Source organism: Flagellimonas algicida, from assembly GCF_049629585.1.
Lineage (GTDB): Bacteria > Bacteroidota > Bacteroidia > Flavobacteriales > Flavobacteriaceae > Flagellimonas.
Genome location: NZ_JBMYIX010000002.1, coordinates 299,661 through 322,710 on the forward strand (window position 1 = coordinate 299,661; position 23,050 = coordinate 322,710).

General features: G+C 44.7%; 23 protein-coding genes. 15 read left to right on the forward strand and 8 right to left on the reverse strand.

Annotated elements, in window-relative coordinates:
• The first annotated feature begins 151 nt into the window (after positions 1 to 151).
• The 14 genes from hemA (at position 152) to ACPD8L_RS10210 (ending at position 12,620) form a co-directional block, all read left to right on the forward strand.
• Complete coding sequence (gene hemA, locus ACPD8L_RS10145; protein ID WP_116216795.1) at positions 152 to 1,408, forward strand: glutamyl-tRNA reductase; 1,257 nt, start codon at positions 152 to 154, stop codon at positions 1,406 to 1,408.
• The gene (hemC, locus tag ACPD8L_RS10150) at positions 1,405 to 2,331 is read left to right on the forward strand and encodes a hydroxymethylbilane synthase (RefSeq protein WP_423943235.1); all 927 of its coding nucleotides are present in this window, start codon (positions 1,405 to 1,407) and stop codon (positions 2,329 to 2,331) included. Before hemA ends, hemC begins: the two co-directional genes overlap by 4 nt.
• Positions 2,309 to 2,974 carry a uroporphyrinogen-III synthase gene (locus ACPD8L_RS10155; RefSeq protein WP_423943236.1) on the forward strand — a complete coding sequence of 222 codons (666 nt, stop codon included), beginning with the start codon at positions 2,309 to 2,311 and terminating at the stop codon, positions 2,972 to 2,974. Before hemC ends, ACPD8L_RS10155 begins: the two co-directional genes overlap by 23 nt.
• Positions 2,967 to 3,992 (forward strand): uroporphyrinogen decarboxylase, encoded by a 1,026-nt coding sequence (gene hemE / locus ACPD8L_RS10160; protein WP_423943238.1) that lies wholly within the window; start codon positions 2,967 to 2,969, stop codon positions 3,990 to 3,992. The genes ACPD8L_RS10155 and hemE overlap by 8 nt, the downstream gene beginning before the upstream one ends.
• Positions 3,989 to 4,480 carry a DUF6973 domain-containing protein gene (locus ACPD8L_RS10165; RefSeq protein ID WP_421810482.1) on the forward strand — a complete coding sequence of 164 codons (492 nt, stop codon included), beginning with the start codon at positions 3,989 to 3,991 and terminating at the stop codon, positions 4,478 to 4,480. The genes hemE and ACPD8L_RS10165 overlap by 4 nt, the downstream gene beginning before the upstream one ends.
• Positions 4,477 to 5,379, forward strand: coding sequence for an oxygen-dependent coproporphyrinogen oxidase (hemF, locus tag ACPD8L_RS10170; RefSeq protein WP_423943239.1), 903 nt, complete (start codon positions 4,477 to 4,479; stop codon positions 5,377 to 5,379). Before ACPD8L_RS10165 ends, hemF begins: the two co-directional genes overlap by 4 nt.
• 27 nt (positions 5,380 to 5,406) lie before the next feature.
• Complete coding sequence (locus tag ACPD8L_RS10175) at positions 5,407 to 6,195, forward strand: PhzF family phenazine biosynthesis protein (RefSeq protein ID WP_423943241.1); 789 nt, start codon at positions 5,407 to 5,409, stop codon at positions 6,193 to 6,195.
• Positions 6,196 to 6,203: 8 nt separating this feature from the next.
• Positions 6,204 to 7,193, forward strand: a complete 990-nt coding sequence (hemB, locus tag ACPD8L_RS10180; RefSeq protein WP_423943243.1) for a porphobilinogen synthase — start codon at positions 6,204 to 6,206, stop codon at positions 7,191 to 7,193.
• Positions 7,194 to 7,227: 34 nt separating this feature from the next.
• Complete coding sequence (locus ACPD8L_RS10185) at positions 7,228 to 8,526, forward strand: serine hydrolase domain-containing protein (RefSeq protein WP_423943244.1); 1,299 nt, start codon at positions 7,228 to 7,230, stop codon at positions 8,524 to 8,526.
• Between the two features lie 132 nt (positions 8,527 to 8,658).
• Positions 8,659 to 9,351, forward strand: a complete 693-nt coding sequence (locus ACPD8L_RS10190) for an Ig-like domain-containing protein (RefSeq protein ID WP_116216787.1) — start codon at positions 8,659 to 8,661, stop codon at positions 9,349 to 9,351.
• 20 nt (positions 9,352 to 9,371) lie between these two features.
• Positions 9,372 to 10,229 carry a hypothetical protein gene (locus ACPD8L_RS10195; RefSeq protein ID WP_423943245.1) on the forward strand — a complete coding sequence of 286 codons (858 nt, stop codon included), beginning with the start codon at positions 9,372 to 9,374 and terminating at the stop codon, positions 10,227 to 10,229.
• Positions 10,230 to 10,305: 76 nt separating this feature from the next.
• A complete protein-coding gene (locus ACPD8L_RS10200) occupies positions 10,306 to 11,427 on the forward strand; it encodes a CNNM domain-containing protein (RefSeq protein ID WP_423943247.1) in 1,122 nt (373 codons plus the stop codon).
• Positions 11,427 to 11,897, forward strand: coding sequence for a methylated-DNA--[protein]-cysteine S-methyltransferase (locus ACPD8L_RS10205; protein WP_423943249.1), 471 nt, complete (start codon positions 11,427 to 11,429; stop codon positions 11,895 to 11,897). Before ACPD8L_RS10200 ends, ACPD8L_RS10205 begins: the two co-directional genes overlap by 1 nt.
• 9 nt (positions 11,898 to 11,906) lie before the next feature.
• Positions 11,907 to 12,620, forward strand: a complete 714-nt coding sequence (locus tag ACPD8L_RS10210; RefSeq protein ID WP_293303579.1) for a 3'-5' exonuclease — start codon at positions 11,907 to 11,909, stop codon at positions 12,618 to 12,620.
• A 249-nt stretch (positions 12,621 to 12,869) separates the two neighbouring features.
• Here the strand turns inward: ACPD8L_RS10210 and ACPD8L_RS10215 are convergent, their stop codons facing one another.
• Together ACPD8L_RS10215 and ACPD8L_RS10220 are read right to left on the reverse strand one after the other, a co-directional pair.
• Positions 12,870 to 15,068 (reverse strand): S8 family serine peptidase, encoded by a 2,199-nt coding sequence (locus tag ACPD8L_RS10215; RefSeq protein WP_423943251.1) that lies wholly within the window; start codon positions 15,066 to 15,068, stop codon positions 12,870 to 12,872.
• Positions 15,069 to 15,222: 154 nt separating this feature from the next.
• Complete coding sequence (locus tag ACPD8L_RS10220; RefSeq protein WP_423943252.1) at positions 15,223 to 16,170, reverse strand: endonuclease/exonuclease/phosphatase family protein; 948 nt, start codon at positions 16,168 to 16,170, stop codon at positions 15,223 to 15,225.
• Positions 16,171 to 16,264: 94 nt separating this feature from the next.
• On the opposite strand from ACPD8L_RS10220, the gene hflX reads away from it, so the two are divergent.
• Positions 16,265 to 17,476, forward strand: a complete 1,212-nt coding sequence (gene hflX / locus ACPD8L_RS10225; protein WP_116216781.1) for a GTPase HflX — start codon at positions 16,265 to 16,267, stop codon at positions 17,474 to 17,476.
• Positions 17,477 to 17,751: 275 nt separating this feature from the next.
• Here hflX and ACPD8L_RS10230 read toward each other — a convergent pair whose 3' ends face one another.
• The 6 genes from ACPD8L_RS10230 to sufD all read right to left on the reverse strand — a co-directional run bounded on the left by ACPD8L_RS10230 (position 17,752) and on the right by sufD (position 23,035).
• Positions 17,752 to 18,684: a DUF3078 domain-containing protein gene (locus tag ACPD8L_RS10230; RefSeq protein ID WP_423943253.1), complete on the reverse strand. Its 933-nt coding sequence runs from the start codon at positions 18,682 to 18,684 to the stop codon at positions 17,752 to 17,754.
• Positions 18,685 to 19,053: 369 nt separating this feature from the next.
• Positions 19,054 to 19,560: a DUF2480 family protein gene (locus ACPD8L_RS10235; protein ID WP_421810474.1), complete on the reverse strand. Its 507-nt coding sequence runs from the start codon at positions 19,558 to 19,560 to the stop codon at positions 19,054 to 19,056.
• Positions 19,561 to 19,633: 73 nt separating this feature from the next.
• Positions 19,634 to 19,963 carry a DUF59 domain-containing protein gene (locus ACPD8L_RS10240; protein WP_116216777.1) on the reverse strand — a complete coding sequence of 110 codons (330 nt, stop codon included), beginning with the start codon at positions 19,961 to 19,963 and terminating at the stop codon, positions 19,634 to 19,636.
• Positions 19,964 to 19,969: 6 nt separating this feature from the next.
• The gene (locus ACPD8L_RS10245; protein WP_116216776.1) at positions 19,970 to 20,392 is read right to left on the reverse strand and encodes a SufE family protein; all 423 of its coding nucleotides are present in this window, start codon (positions 20,390 to 20,392) and stop codon (positions 19,970 to 19,972) included.
• Positions 20,393 to 20,464: 72 nt separating this feature from the next.
• On the reverse strand, positions 20,465 to 21,691 hold the full coding sequence (locus ACPD8L_RS10250) for an aminotransferase class V-fold PLP-dependent enzyme (RefSeq protein WP_293303583.1): 1,227 nt from the start codon (positions 21,689 to 21,691) through the stop codon (positions 20,465 to 20,467).
• A gap of 27 nt (positions 21,692 to 21,718) precedes the next feature.
• Positions 21,719 to 23,035 carry a Fe-S cluster assembly protein SufD gene (sufD, locus tag ACPD8L_RS10255; protein WP_116216774.1) on the reverse strand — a complete coding sequence of 439 codons (1,317 nt, stop codon included), beginning with the start codon at positions 23,033 to 23,035 and terminating at the stop codon, positions 21,719 to 21,721.
• Positions 23,036 to 23,050: the final 15 nt, after the last annotated feature.

Here is a 23,050-nt window from a genome sequence, read left to right on the forward strand (position 1 = left end):
TGTGCAATCAAATTTATCAATAAAAATAGTGCATTGGGCGGTTTTTATTGAATTTTCATCTTAAAAAATTCTCACGGGTTATTTATAGTACCTCTAGCGTTATTTTTTAAAACACAGCACTGTTATTTTTGTGCTGCGATTTTTATCCTTTATGAGGAATTACAACATTTCGAAACATAATTCCTTCTACGCCATTGGACTGAGCTATAAGAAGGCAGATGCTGAGGTGCGGGGAAAGTTTAGCCTGGATGTTCCGGCCATAGACCATATTCTGGCAAAGGCCAAGGAACTTGGTATTGATGGTCTATTAGCCATTTCTACCTGTAACCGGACCGAGCTTTATGGTTTTGCCCAACATCCCTATCAACTTATAAAATTGCTTTGTGACCAAACACAGGGCACCGTGGAAGAGTTTCAAGAAGTAGCCTATGTCTACAAAAACCATGAGGCCATTTCCCATATGTTCAAGGTTGGCACAGGGTTGGACAGCCAGATTTTGGGTGATTTTGAAATCATAAGCCAAATCAAGCAAGGATTCTACCGGGCCAAAAAACAAGACATGGCCAATCCGTTTTTGGAACGGCTTTGCAATGCCGTGATCCAGGCGAGTAAACGCATCAAAACCGAAACCGAACTGTCCTCTGGGGCTACATCGGTGGCCTTTGCCTCGGTAAAGTATATTTTGGACAATGTCCCCGACATTTCTGAAAAGAACATTCTACTTTTTGGCACTGGAAAAATCGGAAGGAATACCTGCGAAAACCTTATTAAACACTCCAACAACCATCATATTACCTTAATCAACCGGACTCGGGCTAAAGCGGAGGATATTGCTGGAAAATTCCATTTGACCGTAAAGGATTATGGGGATCTACAGACCGAAATACGAAAAGCGGATATCCTTGTGGTGGCCACCGGGGCACAGTTGCCCACCGTGTCCAAGGCATTGATCTACCCCAAGAAACCACTTTTGATTCTGGACCTGTCCGTACCCAAAAATGTGGCGGATGATGTTTTGGAACTGGACAATGTCTCCTTAGTACATTTGGACCAACTTTCCCAGATTACCGATGAAGCTTTGGCCAAAAGAAAGGAATATGTCCCCAAGGCGGAAGCAATCATTGAACAGGTCAAAAAAGATTTTTTAAAGTGGTTGGAAACCCGAAAGTTTGCTCCGGTCATCAACGCGCTCAAGGAAAAGCTAAAAACCATGAAGGCCGAGGAAATTGACTTTCATTCCAAAAAAATAAATGACTTCAACCAAGATCAGGCCGAAATCATCTCTGATCGAATCATCCAAAAAATCACCAAACAGTTTGCCAACCACCTGAAGCGTTCCGAAGTGGATACCGAGGACAGCCTGGAACTTATCCAGAAAGTCTTTCAGCTAGAAATCGATTCTAAATGAGCAAGATCATACGAATTGGGACCCGCGATAGTGAATTGGCACTGTGGCAAGCCACTACTGTACAGCAAAAACTGGAAGAATTGGGGTACGACACCTCATTGGTTCCCATAAAATCCACAGGGGATGAGATATTGGACAAACCCCTGTACGAATTGGGAATCACCGGCATTTTTACCAAAACTTTGGATATTGCCCTATTGAAAGGGCAGATAGATATTGCCGTACACTCCATGAAGGATGTTCCCACCCAATTGCCAAAAGACATTGTACAAGTAGCCGTGTTGGAGCGTGCCATTACCCACGATATTTTGGTGCACAAGGGATTGAACTTTTTGGAATCCGATGTCCCTGCTACCATTGCTACCGGCAGTTTGCGCAGAAAAGCCCAATGGTTGAACAAATACCCTCACCATTCCGTAGTGGATTTACGGGGAAATGTCAACACAAGATTGTTGAAACTGATTGAGAACGATTGGAACGGTGCCATTTTTGCCCAGGCCGGATTGGAGCGCATTAAATTGCTACCCAAAGATGCCCTTCAACTGGACTGGATGATTCCTGCTCCCGCTCAAGGCGCCATGGTGGTCGTGGCCAAGGATGAGGACACCTTCTCAAAGGAAGCGCTCGCCAAGTTAAATCATAAGGAATCTGAAATCGCCACGACCATTGAACGTCAATTTTTACGGACATTGGAAGGTGGTTGCACCGCACCCATCGGTGCTTTGGCACAAATAAAAGAACAAACGGTACATTTTGAGGGCGTTGTTTTTTCATTGGACGGAAAACAAAAAATTTCCCTCAATAAAAATGTTCCCTTGAACCAAGCCAATGGTTTTGGAGAACAATGTGCCAAGGAAGTCTTACAGCAAGGTGGGGATAAATTGATGCAGGAAATTAGAAATGAGAACAGTGCTCTCCACTAAAAAACTAAGCGTACCGCAAAAGGAATTGTTCCTCAATTCAGGTTTGGGGTTGGTGGAGTATGATGCCCTTCGCATAGAATTTTTGGATGCGGATATTCCTTTGGAATTTACCCACTATATCCTTACCAGTAAAAATTCGGTCAAAGCCTTCCTTAAAAGAATTGAAAACCGGGACACATCCAATTTTCAGTTCTTTTGTGTTGGTGAAAAAACCAAAGCCCTTTTGGAAGAGAATGGACTGAGGGTGGTAAAAATGACCGAATACGCCTTAGAATTGGCCCAATTCATTGTGGAAAAATATCCCAATGAAACTTTTCTGTTTTTATGCGGAAACCTAAGAAGGGACACCTTACCAAAGGCACTTACTGAAAATAACATTCGGTATAAAGAGACGGTGGTTTACAAAACCCATTTAATGCCAAGGGCGTTTCAACGGGATTTTGACGGCATTCTGTTCTTTAGTCCAAGTGGTATCAGAAGCTATCTTTTGGAGAACTCCATTGGCAACAGTACCCTGTTCTGTATTGGTACTACTACGGCCGATGAGGCCAAAAAACATTCAGACGATATTGTAATAGCCAATAAACCGACCGTGGAAAACGTGTTGGTACAGGCCATAAACCATTTTACAAGACATGATTAAAAACGATTTGTTCCTAAGAGCCTTGAAGGGTGAAACCGTTGAGCGGCCACCCGTATGGATGATGCGCCAAGCAGGCCGTTACCTCCCGGAGTTTATGGAACTCAAGCATAAATACGATTTCTTTACCCGATGCCAGACTCCCGAGTTGGCTTCTGAAATTACCGTGCAGCCCATCCGACGGTATGGAATGGATGCAGCCATCCTTTTCAGTGATATCTTGGTGATTCCGCAAGCCATGGACATTGAAGTGGAGATGAAACCGAACTTTGGCCCTTACCTCCCAAACCCCATTCGCTCCAAAGAAGATTTGGAAAGGGTGATCGTCCCAGATATTCAGGATACCTTGGGCTACGTGATGGAAGCCATTACCATGACCAAGGAAAAGTTGAATGATGAAATCCCTCTTATCGGTTTTGCCGGTTCTCCTTGGACCATTCTTTGCTATTGTGTGGAAGGCCAAGGGAGCAAAAGTTTTGATAAGGCAAGGGGACTCTGCTTTTCCCAACCGGAAGTGGCCCATCAATTGCTTCAAAAAATCACGGATACCACCATTGCATACCTTAAGGCCAAAGTAGAGGCGGGTGTAAATGCCGTCCAAGTTTTCGATTCTTGGGGAGGCATGCTTTCTCCTACTGATTACCAAGAGTTCTCCTGGCCGTACATTCAACAGATCGTTGATGCATTGAAAGATTTGGCCCCGGTCATTGTTTTTGGCAAAGGGTGTTGGTTCGCACTGAAAGAAATGGCACAATCCGGTGCATCCGCAGTTGGTGTGGATTGGACCTGCTCAGCCCAAAATGCACGCTACCTAACTGGAGGGAACATTACCCTACAAGGAAATTTTGATCCCGCTCGTTTGCTTTCCCCTCCAGCTGAAATCAAAAAGAGGGTGACCCAAATGATCCGAGAATTTGGAAAGGACAAATATATTGTGAACCTAGGGCACGGCATCCTTCCCAATATACCATTGGAAAATGCCAAAGCATTCATAGATGCCGTAAAAGAATATAAGGCGTGAACCCAATAGCGGTACTGAAACGGGTAGACTTTAAAAATATACTGAAAGTTATATTCATTGGAATAGGCCACCCGCTTTTTATTGTGCCGACCATTCGGGCTACCAAGGATTGCGTTCGCATATCCACAGAAAACTACGGCCGTTTGCATCATAAAAATGGTCCGGCCAATGCATTTAGACATGCTCTTTGGAACTATTTGATCGCCAAAAGATGTTATCGAATACGTCACAACCGGGATTCTGTTCTGGAGTGGGCCAAAAAAATTACGGATTGGCATGAACATGCTTTCCCAAACCAAGAATTGGCCAAAAAAATGGATTTCCATAACAATGCCGTGGGAAGGTTGGTATTTCGGGAAAATCCTGAAAAAACGGAAAATGAAATCATCGAACTATTAAAATCTATGACCTTGGTTTCGGTCAAGATTGATTCCAATATCGATTTTGAAAGCTTAAAAACACAATTCATACATATACTCGATCAATGAAGGACAAATTCTACGATTATATCCAAAAACTACAAGATAACATTACCACAAAACTTGAAGAGGTGGATGGAAAAGCCAAATTTCAACAGGACATTTGGGAACGCCCCGAAGGTGGTGGAGGGAGGACCCGTGTCATTGAAAATGGAAATGTATTTGAAAAAGGTGGAGTGAATATTTCCAAGGTATATGGTGAACTTCCCAAAAGTATGCAGCAGTATTTTGGCGTGGAAGATGCGGATTTTTTTGCCTGCGGACTCAGTTTGGTCATCCATCCCAAGAGTCCCATGGTACCTACCGTACATGCCAACTGGCGCTATTTTGAGATGTACAATAAAAATGGGGACATCGTGGACCAATGGTTTGGTGGCGGTCAGGACCTGACCCCCTATTATCTGTTTGAAGAGGATGCCCAACATTTTCACCGAACCTGTAAAAATGCCTGTGACGCCCATAATCCAGAATTTTATCCCGCTTACAAAAAGAGATGTGACGAGTATTTCTGGAATGCCCATCGTAATGAGGCAAGGGGGATTGGCGGTCTCTTTTTTGACTATTGCAAAGCAACGGAAACCATGGATATGCAAGATTGGTACAACTATGTCACCGAGGTTGGAGATAGCTTTTTAGAAGCATATATCCCAATCGTTACGAAAAGAAAAGAACTGGAATATACCCAAGAACAAAGGGACTGGCAGGAAATTAGACGCGGAAGGTATGTGGAATTTAACCTGGTTCATGATAAAGGGACCCTCTTCGGTCTCCGCACCAATGGCCGTATTGAAAGTATTTTGATGAGTCTCCCTCCCCATGTCCAATGGAGGTATGACCATCACCCAGAAAAAGGTAGTCCAGAGGAACAATTAATTGAGGTGCTGCAACATCCAAAAAATTGGGTTTAATGTGTAGCTTTGTTTGAAACCAAACCCATGAAGCAGAAAATATATCAAGTCGATGCTTTTACTGATCGTCCTTTCGGCGGTAATCCTGCAGCAGTTTGCATTTTGGATGCGTGGCTCGATACCTCTCTTATGCAAAGCATTGCGGAAGAAAACAATCTGGCCGAAACTGCATTTGCTGTTCGTAAAGGTGAGGCATACGAATTACGATGGTTCACTCCAGAAACTGAGGTCGATTTGTGTGGTCATGCCACCTTGGCCACGGCATATGTGTTGTTCAATTACTACAATCACAATGAAAAAACCATTCGGTTTTATTCTCCCAGAAGCGGGGAATTGACCGTAGAAAAAACGGCTAACGGTTGGATGACCTTGGATTTTCCCTCCGACCCAATAGTGGCCATTCGGAACAATAGGGAATTGGACAACGCCATTGGGCTGACCCCAATCAAAACCTTTAAGGGAAAAACGGATTTTATGATGGTCTACAGCTCCCAACAAGAAGTGCAGGCCATTACCCCCAACCTGCATCTATTGAACCAGTTGGATTGTAGAGGCGTCATTGTTACAGCACCGGGCCAAGAGGTGGATTTTATCTCCAGATTCTTTGCCCCGCAATGTGGCATTCCCGAAGATCCCGTGACGGGCTCGGCACATACTTCGCTAACCCCGTATTGGTACGAAGTGTTGGGCAAAAGCAAAATGACCGCCAAACAACTCTCCAAAAGAGGAGGGGACTTAATCTGTGAATATTTGGGAGACCGGGTAAAAATTTCCGGCAAAGCAGCTCCCTACCTATCCGGTGAAATTGAAATTTAAGCATCAGTATGTATCCATTGATCAGAAATAGAAGACTACGCGCCTCCGAATCCATCCGAAGATTGGTTCGGGAAACCCTTGTAACCCCAGACGACTTTCTAGTGCCCCTTTTTGTGGTGGAAGGCAAGGGGATCAAAGAAGAAATTGCTTCCATGCCCAATTATTTTAGGTTGAGTTTGGACAATCTTGAGAAAGAGGTCAAGGAACTTTGGAAAATGGGGCTTTGCTCGGTATTGCTTTTTGTTAAGGTCGATGAAAAGCTGAAGGACAACAAAGGTACAGAGGCCATCAACCCCAATGGCTTGATGCAAAGGGCGATAAAAACCGTCAAAAATGCCTGCCCACAGATGTTGGTGATGACCGATGTGGCGTTGGACCCATTTTCTTCCTATGGCCATGATGGGATTGTGGCCGAAGGTCAAATCCTCAATGACGAAACTGCCGAGGTACTGGCAGAGATGAGCGTATCCCATGCGCAGGCCGGAGCCGATTTTGTGGCCCCCAGCGATATGATGGATGGACGCATTCTTACCATTCGGGAGACATTGGAAGATGAAGGGTTCCAAAATACCGGAATCATGAGCTATTCCGCCAAATATGCCAGCGCTTACTACGGTCCGTTCCGGGATGCCTTGGATTCGGCTCCTGTGGATATTGCCAACGTACCCAAGGACAAAAAAACCTATCAAATGGATTTTGCCAATAGGCTCGAAGCCATCCGCGAAACCCAAATGGACATAGATGAAGGTGCCGATATTGTTATGGTAAAGCCGGGGCTACCCTATCTGGACATTGTGCGGGACATTAAAAATGAAGTGGATGTGCCCATTGCTGTTTATCAAGTATCGGGGGAATATGCCATGATCAAAGCGGCTGCGGAAAAAGGGTGGCTGGACCATGATACCGTGATGTTGGAACAGTTGACCGCCATTAAAAGGGCCGGGGCAAGCATCATTGCCAGTTATTTTGCTAAAGACTTTATCCGTACCTTGGGATGATTCAAAAAATACATACAACCAACCCTACTAACTTATGAAAAACCTCTTTGCATTCTGCTTTTGTTTTCTTTTTGTTTCAACCAGCCTTCTTGCACAACAAAACCTGATTCATGCCCTTCCCTCAAAATTGGGATTGGATGAAGCCTACATCAACCAAAAAGTGGATTCCATCATGGAACTTGGTATAAAAGACCAAGCCTTCCCCGGTGCCCAAGTGTTGGTCACCAAAAACGACACGGTAATCTTTCATAAAGCATACGGATACCACACCTATGATAGCGTGCAGCCCGTTGCCCTGAACGATCTTTATGACCTGGCATCCGTTACCAAAATCTTGGGGCCATTGCCCGCTTTGATGAAATTGGTGGACGAAGGCAAACTTGATCTGGACGCCCCGTTCAGCAACTATTGGCCCTCTTGGAAAAAACACAAGGACAAAAAAGATCTGACCCTTCGTGAAATCTTGAGCCATCAAGCTGGTTTGGTGCCCTATATTATCTTTTTGGAAAAAGTGATGCGGAAGAACGGGAAGATAAAGCGGCGATTTGTCAGGGACACTCCAAGTGAAAAATTTCAGCAACAAGTGTATGAGAACCTATTCATCAGCGACCGCTTTGAAGCCAAAATGAACCGCATGATCGATAGGTCTAAAGTTTCCGATGAAAAAAAATATGTTTACTCCGGGCTTACCTTCCTCATTTATCCAAGATTGATAGAACAACTTACGGGTACCGATTACGAAACCTATTTGGACCAGAACTTCTATCAACCTCTAGGCTGTTACACTTTGGGCTACAACCCCAGCAAAAAGAACTATGTCAATGACATTGTCCCCACAGAAAACGATAGTGTGTTCAGAAAGACCTTCGTGAAAGGTTGGGTCCATGATGAAAACGCCTCCCTTAAAGGTGGGGTATCTGGAAATGCAGGCCTGTTTGGAAGCGCGGACGACCTGGCCAAGATCATGCTATTTTACGAAAACTACGGAGCCATAGGAGACAAGCAAATTATCTCCAAGGAAGTCGTGAAAGAATTTGGCAAGGTTCAATATCCCGATAACGATAACCGAAGAGGACTTGGTTTTGACAAACCCTTACTTAACAATTCCGAGCTTGCTTTGGAAAAAGCCTATCCTTCCCCCCTGTCCAGCCCCAACAGTTTTGGGCACTCAGGATTTACAGGAACTTTTGTTTGGGCCGACCCTGACAACAAACTGGTATACATATTTTTATCCAACAGGGTGTATCCTTCACGGGAACATCGACAGTTGTACCGATTGAATATCCGTACTGCACTTCAAGATGTATTTTATCGCGCATCCTCTGTGGAATAAATATTTTTAAGGAGTTAAGACCTCTTAACAACAGGCTTCCAGAGCTTTTTACACTTTTTTTAAAAAGTTTTTGTAAGCTTTCTGGACAAGGACTCACTAATAAAGGGCATTCCTTCAACAAAAATTGAAAAAATGTCCTTTATGGATTTCATGCGCCATTTCTTTTGGATCATCGTCTTTTTTATTTTCTCAGGTTGTATTGGTGAAGATTATGTGGATGACTTTGTGGAACCCACTATCCGTATCAACAATCCCATAACAGGCATCCAAATCTCGGATAGTCATCCCTACTCAGCTACATACCTGAACCATATTGGCCAGCCTGAAGATGCGGAGGTCATTTGGTCCACCTCCGACCCTTCCATCGTCACCATCAATGATCAAGGTGTGGCCATGGCTATTGCAGAAGGCGAGGCCACCATAAGTGTGTCCGTGGTTATAGACGGGAATACCCTAACGGCTGAAGACACCATAAGAATATCCGTAGACCCTGTGGAGAACAACATGGAGTCCAACGGAGATGGAACCATTGCCACCACAAGTGCCTACACCCTTGAGGGGACTTTTACCCTTAGGGCAGATAGAGGCAACCTCATTCTGTCTTTCAATGCGGACTACAAGGCGTCATCCAGTTTACCTGGACTTTACCTGTACCTGTCCAACAATCCCAATTCTGTCAATGGAGCATTAGAGGTTGGGGCAGTGACCGTTTTTGAAGGAGCACACTCCTATGCCATTGAAGATGTTGGCCTCAATGAGTACCAATATCTTTTGTATTGGTGCAAACCCTTTAATGTTAAAGTTGGGGAGGGCCTGATCAATTGAACCGCACATTAAAACAACCCATGAAAATATACCAATTTCTTTTATTTGGATTTTTAATACTTGGCCAGCTGACCTATGGTCAATGGACGCGCGAACGCGGGAAAGGGTATTACAAATTGTCCGCATGGTACCTTGAGGCCGACCAACATTACACCGATACCGGGGCCATAGAGCCGAACGCCACCCGAGGGCAGTTCAACCTGAATTTGTATGCGGAATATGGTATTACCGATCGCTGGAATGTGGTAGGCTATGTTCCCTTCTTCTCCCGGACCTATCAAAATGATATTTTTTCAAAGACCACCGGGGAGCTCATCACGCCGGGGGAAGCGGTGAACTCCATTGGGGATATTGACCTTGGGATTACCTATGGACTGATTCAAAATGAAAAATTGGCCCTTTCAACCACATTGTTGTTTGGCATACCTTCTGGAAACGATTCCGGGGGCAGTGACGGCAGTTATCAGACCGGGGATGGGGAGTTCAACCAAATGGTTCGGATAGACGCAGGAAAACCTTTTGCCCTAGCCCAACTCCCTGCCTATGCCAAAGCGTATCTAGGTTACAACAACAGAACCCAGAACTTCTCGGACGAAATACGGACAGGCGCTGAATTGGGCGTGCAATTTTTTAACCGCCTATGGGTCGCCGGAAAACTGGATGTGGTACAATCCATGCACAACGGCACCCTGAGTGCCCAAAATAGCCAAGGAAGCATTTTTGCCAATAATGTGGAATTTATCGGCCTTGGGGCCGAAGCTGCCTATTATATTTCACCAAAGTGGGGGGTATCGGCAACCTATGGTGGTGCTCTGGATGGTCGTATCATTTATGCCGACCCATCCTTTGCCATTGGGATTTTTCTGGATATTAAGTAGTCCGTTCATAAAATGAGCGTAACCAACGCTTTGGCTGTATAGAATTTTAGCTACTTTTGAATCAACACTTAGATTCATGGGACTACTACTATTCTACGCCCTCATTTCCATTTTCTTTTCCTTTTTGTGCTCCATTTTGGAGGCGGTACTACTGAGCATCACCCCAACGTTCATCAACTTAAAAAAGCAGGAAGGCAAGGAATACGCCGGTACTTTGGAGGCTTTAAAGAAAGACGTGGACAAACCGTTGATCGCCATTCTTACCCTCAACACCATAGCCCATACCGTTGGCGCCATATTGGTGGGGGTACAGGCCAAGGTGGCCTATGCCGATCTTTATGGGACCACAAAACGAACTATACTTGGGTTTCAATTTACCGAAGACCTCATGGTGGGGATTGTATCCACAATAATGACCATTTTGATCTTGGTAGCTTCGGAAATCATTCCCAAGACCATTGGGGCCACTTATTGGAAACAGCTGGCCAACTTTACCAGCAAAGCACTTAGCATCATGGTATTTGCGCTAAAATGGACCGGGCTACTATGGATATTACAACTATTCACCAAGTTGATTGGGGCAAAGGGAGAGCATGGCAGCGTATTGAGCCGTGAGGATTTTACAGCCATGACCGAAATTGCCCATGAAGAAGGTGTTTTTCATGAATCAGAATCCAAAGTCATCAAAAACCTCCTCAAGTTTGATGAGATATTGGCCAAGGATGTGATGACACCAAGAACGGTAATGAAAATAGCATCCGAGGACATGACGATCAAAGAATTCTTTGATGCTAACCGCCCTTTACGTTTTTCACGGATTCCACTCTATAAAGATCGTATGGATAACATCACGGGCTTTTTCCTTAAAGATGAGCTAATGGAAGCTATCATCAACAAAAAAGGCAGTCAGACACTTTCAGAATTAAAGCGCGAAATCTTAGTAACCAACAGAACCAAGCCCATTCCTGAATTATTTGACAAGCTTGTGAAGCAACGGGAGCATGTCTCCTTGGTGGTGGACGAATATGGCTCGGTAAGTGGATTGGTGACCATGGAGGATGTTATTGAAACGCTTCTTGGATTGGAGATTATGGATGAAAGTGACAACGTGGAAGACCTTCAATCCCTGGCCAGAAAGAATTGGCACAAACGCGCTCAACGTTTAGGAATTATTGAAGATGAAGATGAGGTAGAATAATGGAAACTGCTTATTTACAAACACCTATAGGTTATGCGGAATTTCAAGGTGATGAGAATGGGCTTGCTTCCGTGTCTGTGTTTGATGAAATAAAACCTATTGGTATAATCCCTAAAGTGTTGGAAGATGCCGTCTACCAATTCAAGGAATATTTTGAGGGTTCACGAAAGCAATTTGACCTCAAGCTGAATCCTTCCGGGACCGATTTTCAAAAAAAGGTTTGGGATGCCCTTCTTGAAATCCCATTTGGAAAAACCATTTCTTATTTGGAACTTTCCAAAAGACTAGGCGATGTAAAAGCCATTCGTGCAGTAGCCTCGGCCAATGGCAAAAATCCTCTTTGGATTGTGGTTCCCTGTCATCGCGTCATTGGGACCAACGGAGACCTCACTGGATATGCAGGTGGCCTGCATAGAAAAAAATGGTTATTGGAACATGAGAGTCCTGCAAAGCAGACCACTCTTTTTTAATACGTTGCCATGCTTTATAAACTTAACCTAGAGAATATCCTCTTTTTGGATATCGAGACCGTACCCCAAAATCCGGGTTTCCCAGACTTGGATGAAACCACCCAATTGCTCTGGGAGCAAAAAACACAATACCAACGAAAAGACGAGATCAGTGCCGAAGACTTTTATGAACGGGCCGGAATTTGGGCCGAATTCGGGAAAATTGTTTGCATTTCGGTTGGGTATTTTGTCATCAAAGGAGAGACCAGAAGCTTTAGGGTAACTTCCTTTCATGGGGAGGAAACCGAAATCTTGAAACAGTTCAAACAATTGCTGAAAGACCATTTCAGTCAAACCAAACATCTGCTGTGCGCACACAACGGCAAGGAGTTCGACTTTCCGTACATTGCCCGCCGTATGGTCATCAACAGCATAAACCTTCCCTATAAATTGGACTTGTTCGGCAAAAAACCATGGGAAGTACCCCATCTGGACACTATGGAACTCTGGAAATTCGGAGACTATAAACACTACACCTCTTTAAAATTACTGGCCCACATTCTCGGGATTCCCTCCCCAAAAGAGGACATGGATGGCAGTATGGTAAAAGATGTCTACTACAAGGACAAGGACATTGATAGGATCATCTCCTATTGCGAATTGGATGTGGTGACCACGGCCCAGGTATTTCTGAGGTTACGGAACGAGGAGTTGCTTTCCGAAGAAGAAATCAAGAAGGTCTAATGATGAGTGTGTTTTATTCAGATATCAGAAGTCCGATGTCTGATGTCTGATGTCTGAATATTAAACCTTGGGGCAAATCGTATCACTTTTATAATATTCCATTCCTATTCTAAGTAATGCGAAGAATCCCTTTAAATTGGATTTTTATGTTTCAGAAAAGTATGATGGGCAATAGAAAGAGCTTTATGATCCACTTTGCCCTTCTTGTCTTGGACTCTATTAAATTTTGAGTGAAAATGTCCATAGACATTAGTTTTTGTAAAATTTGGTGCTTCTGATACCGGCATAATCCTGTACCACCAAAACATATAGACCGGAAGCCAGTGCAGAGACATTGATGGTTCCTGCCACTTTTCCCCTTTCAATGATGTTCCCAGATGTGGTCACTATGGAATATTCGGCATCCGGGGACAATTCCGATTGTAGGGCCAAATAGTTTACGGCAGGATTGGGATAGACCTGTATTTGAAAATCTTGCGCATAGGTCAAAGGTTGGTAAACCATTGCCTCGGTATCCTCACCATTGAACTCGAACTGAAAGAGTTCCGAAAATTCCGAAACCGCATTCTCGGTACAGATAGCACGGATTTGGGACTCATAAACCGTCCCAACCTCCAGATTGGAAAGTTCAAATTGATTGTCCCAAAGAAGTTCAGTATTCCATTCATCCTTATCAATGGCCTTGTATTGCACTTCAAAAAGAGTTTCATTGGCATTGGACCATGAGATGGTCGAACTTGTATCCGTGGATGCAATCAATTCCACATTGGATGGCGTTTCAATGGAACACTGGGAAACCCGTGCCCCAGAAACGATCAATGAAAAATCTTGGAACCCATTGGTCAAATTACCCTTATGGGTAACCGTAATGGTATACTGCCCGTTGACATTCCCAATTTCAATTCGTTCATAGGGGTCTACTTTATTATCTCCCTGTGTCGCCGAGTTGTTGGCTTTGGCAGGATTCAATTTCCAAGGATAGTAAGTTTCCCCAGATTTGGTGATTCTGATGTCCAAATCGTTGGTAAGGGCAGCAGTGGTATTGTTCAGGTCCCCCCTATTGATGTAATTTCCCTCAGGATCGGTCCAAGAAATGGAAGCCATTAGAGGCTCCGTACCATTGGCCGTAACCGTAATGGAAAAGGTTTCTCCATTGGTCAAACTTTCTTCATTGATCAATGTGGTAAACTCTTTGTTCTGTAACACCTCGGCAGCCGTCTTGGCGTTCATCACCCCCCAGCCCATTTTGTAATCGGGACCTTGGGCATTTACATCATCCGCAGTATGCAAAGCAAGACCTTTTAGGGTCGCCGCTTTCATGTAAGCGCCATACAGCTCTTCATGGTATTGTTGCAACAATAAAAGAGATCCGGTAACCCCTGGCGCTGCCATGGAAGTCCCGGCAGAAAGTTGGTAGCTGGAATTGGTTTCAGAGCTAGTGGAAAGAATATTGGACCCATCCCCGGCCAAATCCGGTTTAATACGGCCGTCATCCACAGGACCAAAGCTACTATATCCCGCAACTGTGGCTTCCTTCAGTTCGCCTTTGCTGCCAATTTCAGTATTGGCGCCCGCTATGGTAAGTCCATTTTTGGCCACCGTGAATCCAAGCAATAGATCAAAGCCGTCCGCAGTGCTTCCAAAATTTGGTGTGGCGTTGTCATAGGATTTTTGATTGTTTCCCGCAGCCGTTACCGTTAAATAGTAAGGGGCATTGTACATGATTCGGTCCCAATCCTGGGCGACTTTAATGTAAGACCCAAAGTACCAGTCCGGCACCCGGTCCGAGAGTATTCCGTATGAATGATTGCTCAACAACAGTCCATTGGCTGCAGCTTCGGCCACTTCAATTTTGTCACGGGTCCAATCGTGGGTCATGGCCTGTGCGCCATACGCTACCCCTTTGGCACTGGGCTCCACCCCAGATGCAATAAGGTTTCCGGTCACCAAAGTGGCATGTAGGCTTACTTCGTCTGTGTTGTCCGAATTCAAGGCCCGGGAATTAAACTCTTGATGGCTGGTCAATGCCACCCCGGCATCCCAAACTCCCACCTGCATTCCAGCACCGTTCAATCCAAGGTTCATGAGGCCATCTGCGTACAACGTATAGGCCCTTGCTGTCTTGGTCGATGGGTCGCTCAAGGTGGTATAGTAAAGCGGGGTGCCATCAGAACCAATATCCTTAAGGGCTATGTGGCCTCCGTTGGCAGATTTTTCAGATTTTTTCAATCCTTTATTGGATTGAAGAAGCTGGTTTATTTTCAAGGTCTTGGATTGATGCTCCTGTTCCATTTCGGAAATCAGCGTCGCCATTTTTCCATGGTTGTATGTAGCTTTTATCTGCTCCTTCGCCTTTTTGGATTGCCCCGTTACAATAGAAACACCTAGAAGGGAAAAGATAAGGGGGAGAAGAATTCCTGTCGCCCGAATAGGTCTTTTGTAGTCCATGTTGATTTTATGGTAAGATTTGGACTACGAATATATTGGCGCCGGTTAATATCCTCGATAAAAACCGTTGTTTTTTCGATGAAATGCACACTCCTTTTCGTAAAGGTGTTGTGAAAATTCACTTTTGTGTTGTGTAGTATTTTTCTTAGTTAAATTATAGGTTTTCCTCCAGTACCACATATACTGGAAAATGGTCGCTATACCCGCCTAAATATTTTTCCCCTGCATAGGTCCTAAACGGGTTGCCCTTGTACTTCCCTTTCCACTCTTGAAGGAACTTTGGAGCAAACACCTCAGCCTTTTTAAAACTATGGGTGCCCACTTCATAGTCCAAAAAGGTGTGGGAAAGTATCACCTGGTCAAAGAGACTCCATTCCCCCCTGTAGTTGGCGCTTCCGGAAAAGGGGGACAACAGCTTTTTCATCGGATTGATAAATCTCCCTGTTTCCATCAAGGTCTGGATGCTCTCGGAATTGGGGTCGTCATTAAAATCCCCCATGATGATGCAATTTGGGTTGTCTTCACCCAGTGCTTCAATTTTATTCAGAATGGTCTCGGCCGCCTTTATGCGCTTGTAGCTGGTTTCGACATCCCCTGTTCTTCGGGACGGCCAATGGTTTACAAAAACATGGACTTCTTCGGCATGCAATCTTCCATGGACATATAAAATGTCCCGGGTAAAGTCGCGCTCCCCATTGGTATTGTCAACCAACAAGGGAATGGTCTCGGCATCCAGCACCGTAAAATGTTTGCTGTGATAGATCAGTGCCGTATCTATACCCCGTTCATCCGGGGAATCAAAGTGTACAAAATCATAGTCTACTCCTTTCAGCTCCTTGGTGTTGAGCAGGGTTTGGATGACTTGTTTGTTCTCCACTTCGGCAATGCCCAACAGCACCGGTGGAACATCGCTATCCTCCACACCTATTTCTGATATGGCCCGGGCTATTTTATGGGCTTTATTGCTGTACTTGGATTCGTTCCATTCCCTATCCCCGTCCGGAGTGAAATCATCATCCAACAAATGGGGGTCGTTCTTGGTGTCAAAGAAGTTTTCCAGGTTGTAAAAGGCTATGCTATATCGGTTCTTATGGTGATACAATGAAAATTATTTTTAGTTCAGGACGGTCATAACAAAACCCAAAGTACAAAACCGCTTCCAAAACATTGATTAGATTTGCACTTTAATTGATTTCATGCTAGAAAAGAAAACCATAGACTACGAAAAAGCGATACTCGTTGGGGTCATCAACCAAAGTCAGGATGAGACCAAAGTGAACGAATATCTGGACGAATTGGAGTTTTTGACCTACACCGCTGGGGGCGAGGTGGAAAAACGATTCATCCAACGGGTCGAAGTGCCCAATCCCAAGACCTATATTGGAAGTGGAAAAATGGAGGAGGTACAACACTATGTAAAGGAACACGAAATAGGTTCCGTCATCTTTGATGATGAGCTTACCCCAGCCCAGCAGAACAATATTGAGAAAATACTCAAATGTAAAATACTGGACCGAACAGGATTGATCTTGGACATTTTTGCGCAACGCGCCAAGACCAGCTATGCCCGTACCCAAGTGGAACTCGCCCAATACGAATATCTTCTCCCCCGACTGACAGGTCTTTGGACACACTTGGAGCGACAACGTGGGGGTATTGGTATGCGTGGACCCGGTGAGACCGAGATTGAAACGGATAGACGTATTGTGCGGGACCGCATTGCGCTCCTGAAAAAGAAGCTCACCAAAATTGACCGTCAAATGGAGACCCAGCGTGGAAACCGTGGGGCGTTGGTCCGGGTGGCTTTGGTAGGATACACCAACGTGGGCAAATCCACCTTGATGAACGTGATCAGTAAAAGTGATGTGTTTGCGGAAAACAAGCTCTTTGCCACCCTGGACACCACAGTTAGAAAAGTGGTCATTGGCAATCTCCCTTTTCTGTTGAGTGATACGGTAGGGTTTATCCGCAAGCTCCCCACCCAATTGGTTGAAAGTTTCAAAAGCACCTTGGATGAGGTTCGTGAGGCTGATCTATTGTTGCATGTGGTAGATATATCACACCCCAACTTTGAGGAGCATATCGCATCCGTGAACCAAATCTTGGATGAAATCAAAAGTTCCGACAAAAAGACCATTATGGTGTTCAATAAAATCGATCAATACCTTCCAGAGACCATTGATGAGGACGATCTGGTCACCGAGCGTACCTCGGCCCATTTTACCTTGGAGGAATGGAAGAACACCTGGTTCAATAAAATTGGGGACAGGGCCTTGTTCATTTCCGCCTTGAACAAGGAAAATTTGGATGAATTTAGAAAGCGGGTGTACGATGAGGTGCGGGACATTCATGTAACACGTTTTCCGTACAACAACTTTTTGTATCCGGAGCACTTGGATGAATACTAAATCCGCAAGGATGATGTGTTTAAATTCTCCGACCAACTACTTTCCAAATAGCGTTCCACCACATATTTTGGACAGTTCACAACAAAAGTTTAAGGGATAACCACATAAGAACTACTTTCATCCTGTTTTTAAGTCATATAGTGTCGACCCTTGATCTTCACATGATCTTAACCTACTTAGACATGGTCTTAAAAACTGAAAAAATCATATTAGACCCCACAAAAAGGCCCTCGTAATGAGGGCTTTTTTTATGTTTTATATGTGCCTGATTTCCTCTAGAACTTATAGCTCAATCCCAAGGTCCAATAGGTCTGTAACTTGTTGTCTATGGTATCAAAAGTGGCATTGGGGTCTGGTGTAGGTGCATTGTTGATGACATAGTTCAAGGTTTCCTGTTTGTTGTTCCTCAAACCAAAATCGAACCCAACCCCGATCATTTTCCACAAGGTATAGCCAAAAGAGTTGGTCCAGGTCCAGTTGCTCAAATCGCCGCTTTCGTAGCTCTGGAACAGGGACAAGTTACTCTTAAAGTTCACCGCTCCGATTTTCTTGGTATAATCGGCCACAATCTTGGCACCCAAAGAGGATTCAAAAATGGTGTCCTCACTACTGAACACAAAGTTGTAGTTGAGTGGGTGGATCACCACCACCAAATCGGTAATGGGTGTCCATGTGGCCCCAATACCCAAATCGAGATACCCGGGATCATTAAAATTGCTCAAAAGCGTGGTCCGATATTCCGCCAAGGTAGATATGGCAAATTTCTCGCTCAGCTTTCTTCCGTATAAAGATGAAATGTTGAAGACATCGGTAGCCTGTCTGAAACTATCATCATCGGCGGGGTCGTCCTTATCATCCAACTTTACCCAAGCAAGGTTTACCGTGGCTGCATTTCTCCAAAAGAATTTCTCTTCTTGCAGATTGGCATAGGCATTCACCGTAAAGCCAATATTCCCTGAAGAGTTGTTGGGGATGCCTTGGGCGTACCAATTGTCAAAGTTGGAAAAGTTCCCCCCAATAGTACCAAAGGCGCCTATTTTCCAACCGGGAAGGGCATCCAACTGCGCCTGTAATGCGTTTACTCGTCCTTGGATCGCTGCAATGGAATCTTTTTTAGGGGCAATCTGGGCCTTTAGTTCCTCTTCGGTCTGGGCCAGGGACGTGGCCAGCACAAAAAATGCCGATAGGGTAAAAAGTAGTTTTTTCATAGTGTATGGAGTTTACTGTTTAGAACCGCAAAAATAAGAAATGTCACCTACAAACCCGTAGGCTTAAAACCATCCCGTTCATTGAAAACCTACATTCGTCAAGTCAAATGTGCCATGCGTCAATTCAACCTACTTTTTTTGGCTTGAATTGTCTTCCTTGCGCCTTGATGTTAGAGCTGTTCAATGCCTACATCGTACATATTTCATACAGTAAAGGTTTTTTTAGTTTTCATTTTCTTATTTTTTTGATTAAAGAGTCCCCGTATCCGCGGGGATTCTTTGTTTTACAAACAAATAGATTGAATACTAGGAGTCAGAATAGTTACCTAAGCAGCTATATTTCTTGACTGTACTAAAAAAGATACTGTATTACTTCTTCTTGAAAATCGGTACCGAGGAACAAGCCTCTCCATACATCACACTCTTGGCCACTTGCTGTATTTTGGTTATGGCCATGATATAGGCGTTTTCTGGGACAGGTTTATGGGAGCACCCTTTAATGATCACGGGCTTGTCCGCAAATGGGGACACATCCAGCTGATCCAATAGGGTTTGGTAGAGTGAGGTTTCCAAGTCTTCCAAAGAGCCCACCACCACTTTTTTTGTATAGGGATTCAATCGTGAGGCCACCAACATAAAGGCCCAACCGGGCACAATGGCATCCGTGGAACAGTGCAAGGCCACATAGGTATCTTGGTAGACCGACCAATCGTGCTCTTCCACATGTATTCTGAATTCCTTCTCACGCAGAATAAAGCCTTCGTGCAACCAGTCTTTGATATCCAACACCCTCCTCTCTCCGGATGGATACAGATCCTCCAAATCAAAAGTGACCAATTTGCTTTGGGCAACCCTATTTACAATTTCCTTTTCCATGCTATCATTCCTGCGGAAGTAAGAATCTATTAATTATACGTTTGGATTCCGCATCAAGTGCGGAATGACATTCTTAAAGGAGCCCCAGTTCCAACTTGGCCTCCTCGCTCATCAGCTCCTGGGTCCAAGGGGGGTCAAAGGTAATCTCCACCTCAACATCCTTCAGTTCGTCCAAAGACTTTACCTTTTCCTCCACTTCCATGGGCAAGCTTTCAGCTACCGGGCAGTTGGGTGATGTTAAGGTCATGAGTATCTTCACATCGTAGTCCTCATTCACGAACACATCATAAATAAGGCCCAGTTCGTATATGTCTACAGGGATTTCCGGGTCATAGATGGTCTTGAGTACCCTGACGATCTTTTCTCCCAAATCTTGTGTATCTATGGTGGCTTCTTCGCTCATTTTCTACTATTTTAATTGTGTTTGATACGCAACGGCATACAATTTCAGTTGCTTTACCATGCTCACCAAACCATTGGCTCGCGTTGGCGACAAATGTTCCTTTAATCCGATTTCATCAATAAAGCCCGTATCGGCATCGATGATATCCTGGGGTTTTTGGTTGCTGAACGCCCTAATCAAGATGGCAATGATCCCCTTGGTGATAATGGCATCACTGTCTGCGGTGAACACCAGTTTGTCATCATCTAGTTCGGCGTGCACCCAAACTTTGCTCTGACACCCTTTGATAAGGTTGTCATCCACTTTATATTGTTCATCAATCAAGGGAAGGGATTTTCCCAACTCGATCATATACTCATAGCGCTGCATCCAATCATCGAACATGGAGAACTCGTCTATGATCTCTTCCTGTATTTCTTGTATGGTCATGCTTTGGTTTTGTTCAAAAATACAACTCGGTCCGTGGCTTATCAACGATTTAAGATAAAGATAACTACCAGACTATTGCAGCATCCCCTTGGCCCTTTTCACTCCTGCCACCAACTTATCCACCTCATCTTGGGTATTGTAGAAGCTGAAACTGGCCCGTACCGTACCCGGTATTTTGTAAAAATCCATGATGGGCTGTGCGCAATGGTGCCCTGTTCTAACGGCAATGCCCAACTTGTCCAAAATGGTGCCGATGTCATAAGGGTGTATCCCTTCAATGTTGAAGGAAATCACCGAGGTCTTGTGGGCTGCCGTCCCGTAAATTTTAAGCCCTTCAATGGAAAGCAACTGTTCCGTGGCATATTGGATGAGATCGTCCTCATACTGGGCAATGGCATCAAAACCAAGGTGGTTCATATAATCCAATGCTGCCCCAAAGGCGATTCCACCACAAATATTGGGCGTACCCGCTTCAAATTTATGGGGGAGGTCAGCATAAGTCGTTTTTTCAAAAGTGACCTCCGAAATCATCTCCCCACCTCCTTGATAAGGCGGTAGTTTCTTCAGCCATTCCTCCTTGCCATACAGCATGCCCACACCGGTTGGGCCGCACATTTTATGGGCGGAAACGGTATAAAAATCAACATCCAAGGCCTGCAGGTCCGGTTTGATATGTGCTGCAGCCTGTGCCCCATCGATCAAGACTGCTGCACCTACCTTGTGGGCCGCGTCAATAATCTCTTTAATGGGGTTGATGGTCCCCAATGCATTGGATACATGGTTGCAGAACACCAATTTGGTTTTCCCCGAGAGAAGTGCATGGTATTCTTCCATGACCAATTCCCCGTCCAAGTTCATGGGTATCACCTTCAATTGCGCACCGGTGCGCTCACAGAGCATTTGCCACGGCACAATGTTGGAATGGTGTTCCATGGCCGATACCAATACCTCATCCCCTTTCTTCAAAAAGGAGGTGAACCCGGTAGCCACCAAGTTAATGGCGTGGGTGGTCCCTGAAGTGAAAATCACCTCATAAGAGTGGGCTATGTTAAAATGTTTCTGAATCTTGTTCCGGGCAATCTCATAAGCATCCGTGGCCTCTTGCGAAAGACTGTGTACTCCACGATGGATATTGGCATTGTAGTTATGGTAATAGTCCACAATCACATCAATCACCTGTTGAGGGGTCTGCGATGTGGCCGCATTGTCCAGATACACCAAAGGTTGCCCATTGACTTCCCGGTTTAAAATGGGAAAGTCTTTTCGGATGGCCGCTATGTCCAAAGAGGTCTTTATCATGAAAATTGCCTAAAGATTGTTATGGGATTACAGCTCAAATCCAACACGAACCCCCAATTTATTGGCGATGATCTTGTTGATTCTGGTCTTCACCTCTGGAATACGCACACTCTCCAAAACGTTGTTGGCAAAAGCATACATCAGCAAGGCCGTAGCCTCTTTCTTGGGAATCCCCCTGGAACGGAGATAAAACAGTGCTTCCTCATCCAACTGGCCAATGGTACACCCATGGGAACATTTTACGTCGTCCGCAAAAATCTCCAATTGGGGCTTGGTGTTGATGGTGGCCTTGTCACTGATCAAAATATTGTTGTTCTGCTGAAAGGCATTCGTTTTTTGGGCAATCTGGTCCACAATGATCTTCCCGTTGAAGACTCCTGTGGATTTCTCCCCAAAAATTCCTTTGTAATCCTGATGGCTCTCGCAGTTGGGCTGGGCATGGTGCACCAAGGTGTGGTGGTCCACATGCTGCTTTTCGCCCAAAATGGTAACTCCTTTCAAAGTGGAATCGATTCGTTCCCCGTTTTGATAGAAGTTCAGGTTGTTCCTAATCAACTTTCCGCCAAAGGAAAAGGTATGCACCCGTACCACGCTATTGTCCTTTTGGGAAATATAGGTGTTGTCTACCAACGAGGCCGTATTGGCATCATTCTGCACTTTGTAATAGTCCACATTGGCATCTTTAGCCGCAAAAATTTCGGTTACGGAATTGGTAAAGACTTCGTTCTCCGTTAAACTTTGGTGTCGCTCAATGATCTGTACCTCTGCATTTTCCTCGGCCACAATCAGGTTTCTGGGTTGTAACATCAAAGCCGCCTCGTTCCCAGTGGCCAAATGCAAAATCTGGATGGGCTTTTTGGGCATTTTGTTCTTCGGGATGTAGATGTAGGCACCTTCTTTACAAAAGGCCGTATTCAAGGTGGTCAAGGACTCGTCCTTGGAGGCCACTTTGTTAAAATACACATCTATTACCTGTCTGAACATGGGTTTGCTGAACGCAGAACTCATTAAACAGACATCCACACCATCATGGGTGGTCTCCGAGAGATAGGAGCTATAGACCCCGTCCACGAAGACAATCTTGTAGGTGTCTATCTCGTGAAGGAAATACTTTTTGATGTCCTTGTATTCCAAGGTGCTTTCCTCCTTCGGAAAAATACTGAAATCCACCTTCTGCAAACTATTCAGGGAGGTATATTTCCAAGCTTCTTCTTTTTTGGAGGGAAAGCCTTTTTCCTCAAAGTTCTTGATGGCCTCGGAACGCAAGTCATGAACTGGGTTCTCCAAGTCCACACTGTTCTCAAAAGCCAAGAAAGAGGAAAGTAATTTATCTTTTAAATCCATTTTATCTTTTCATTG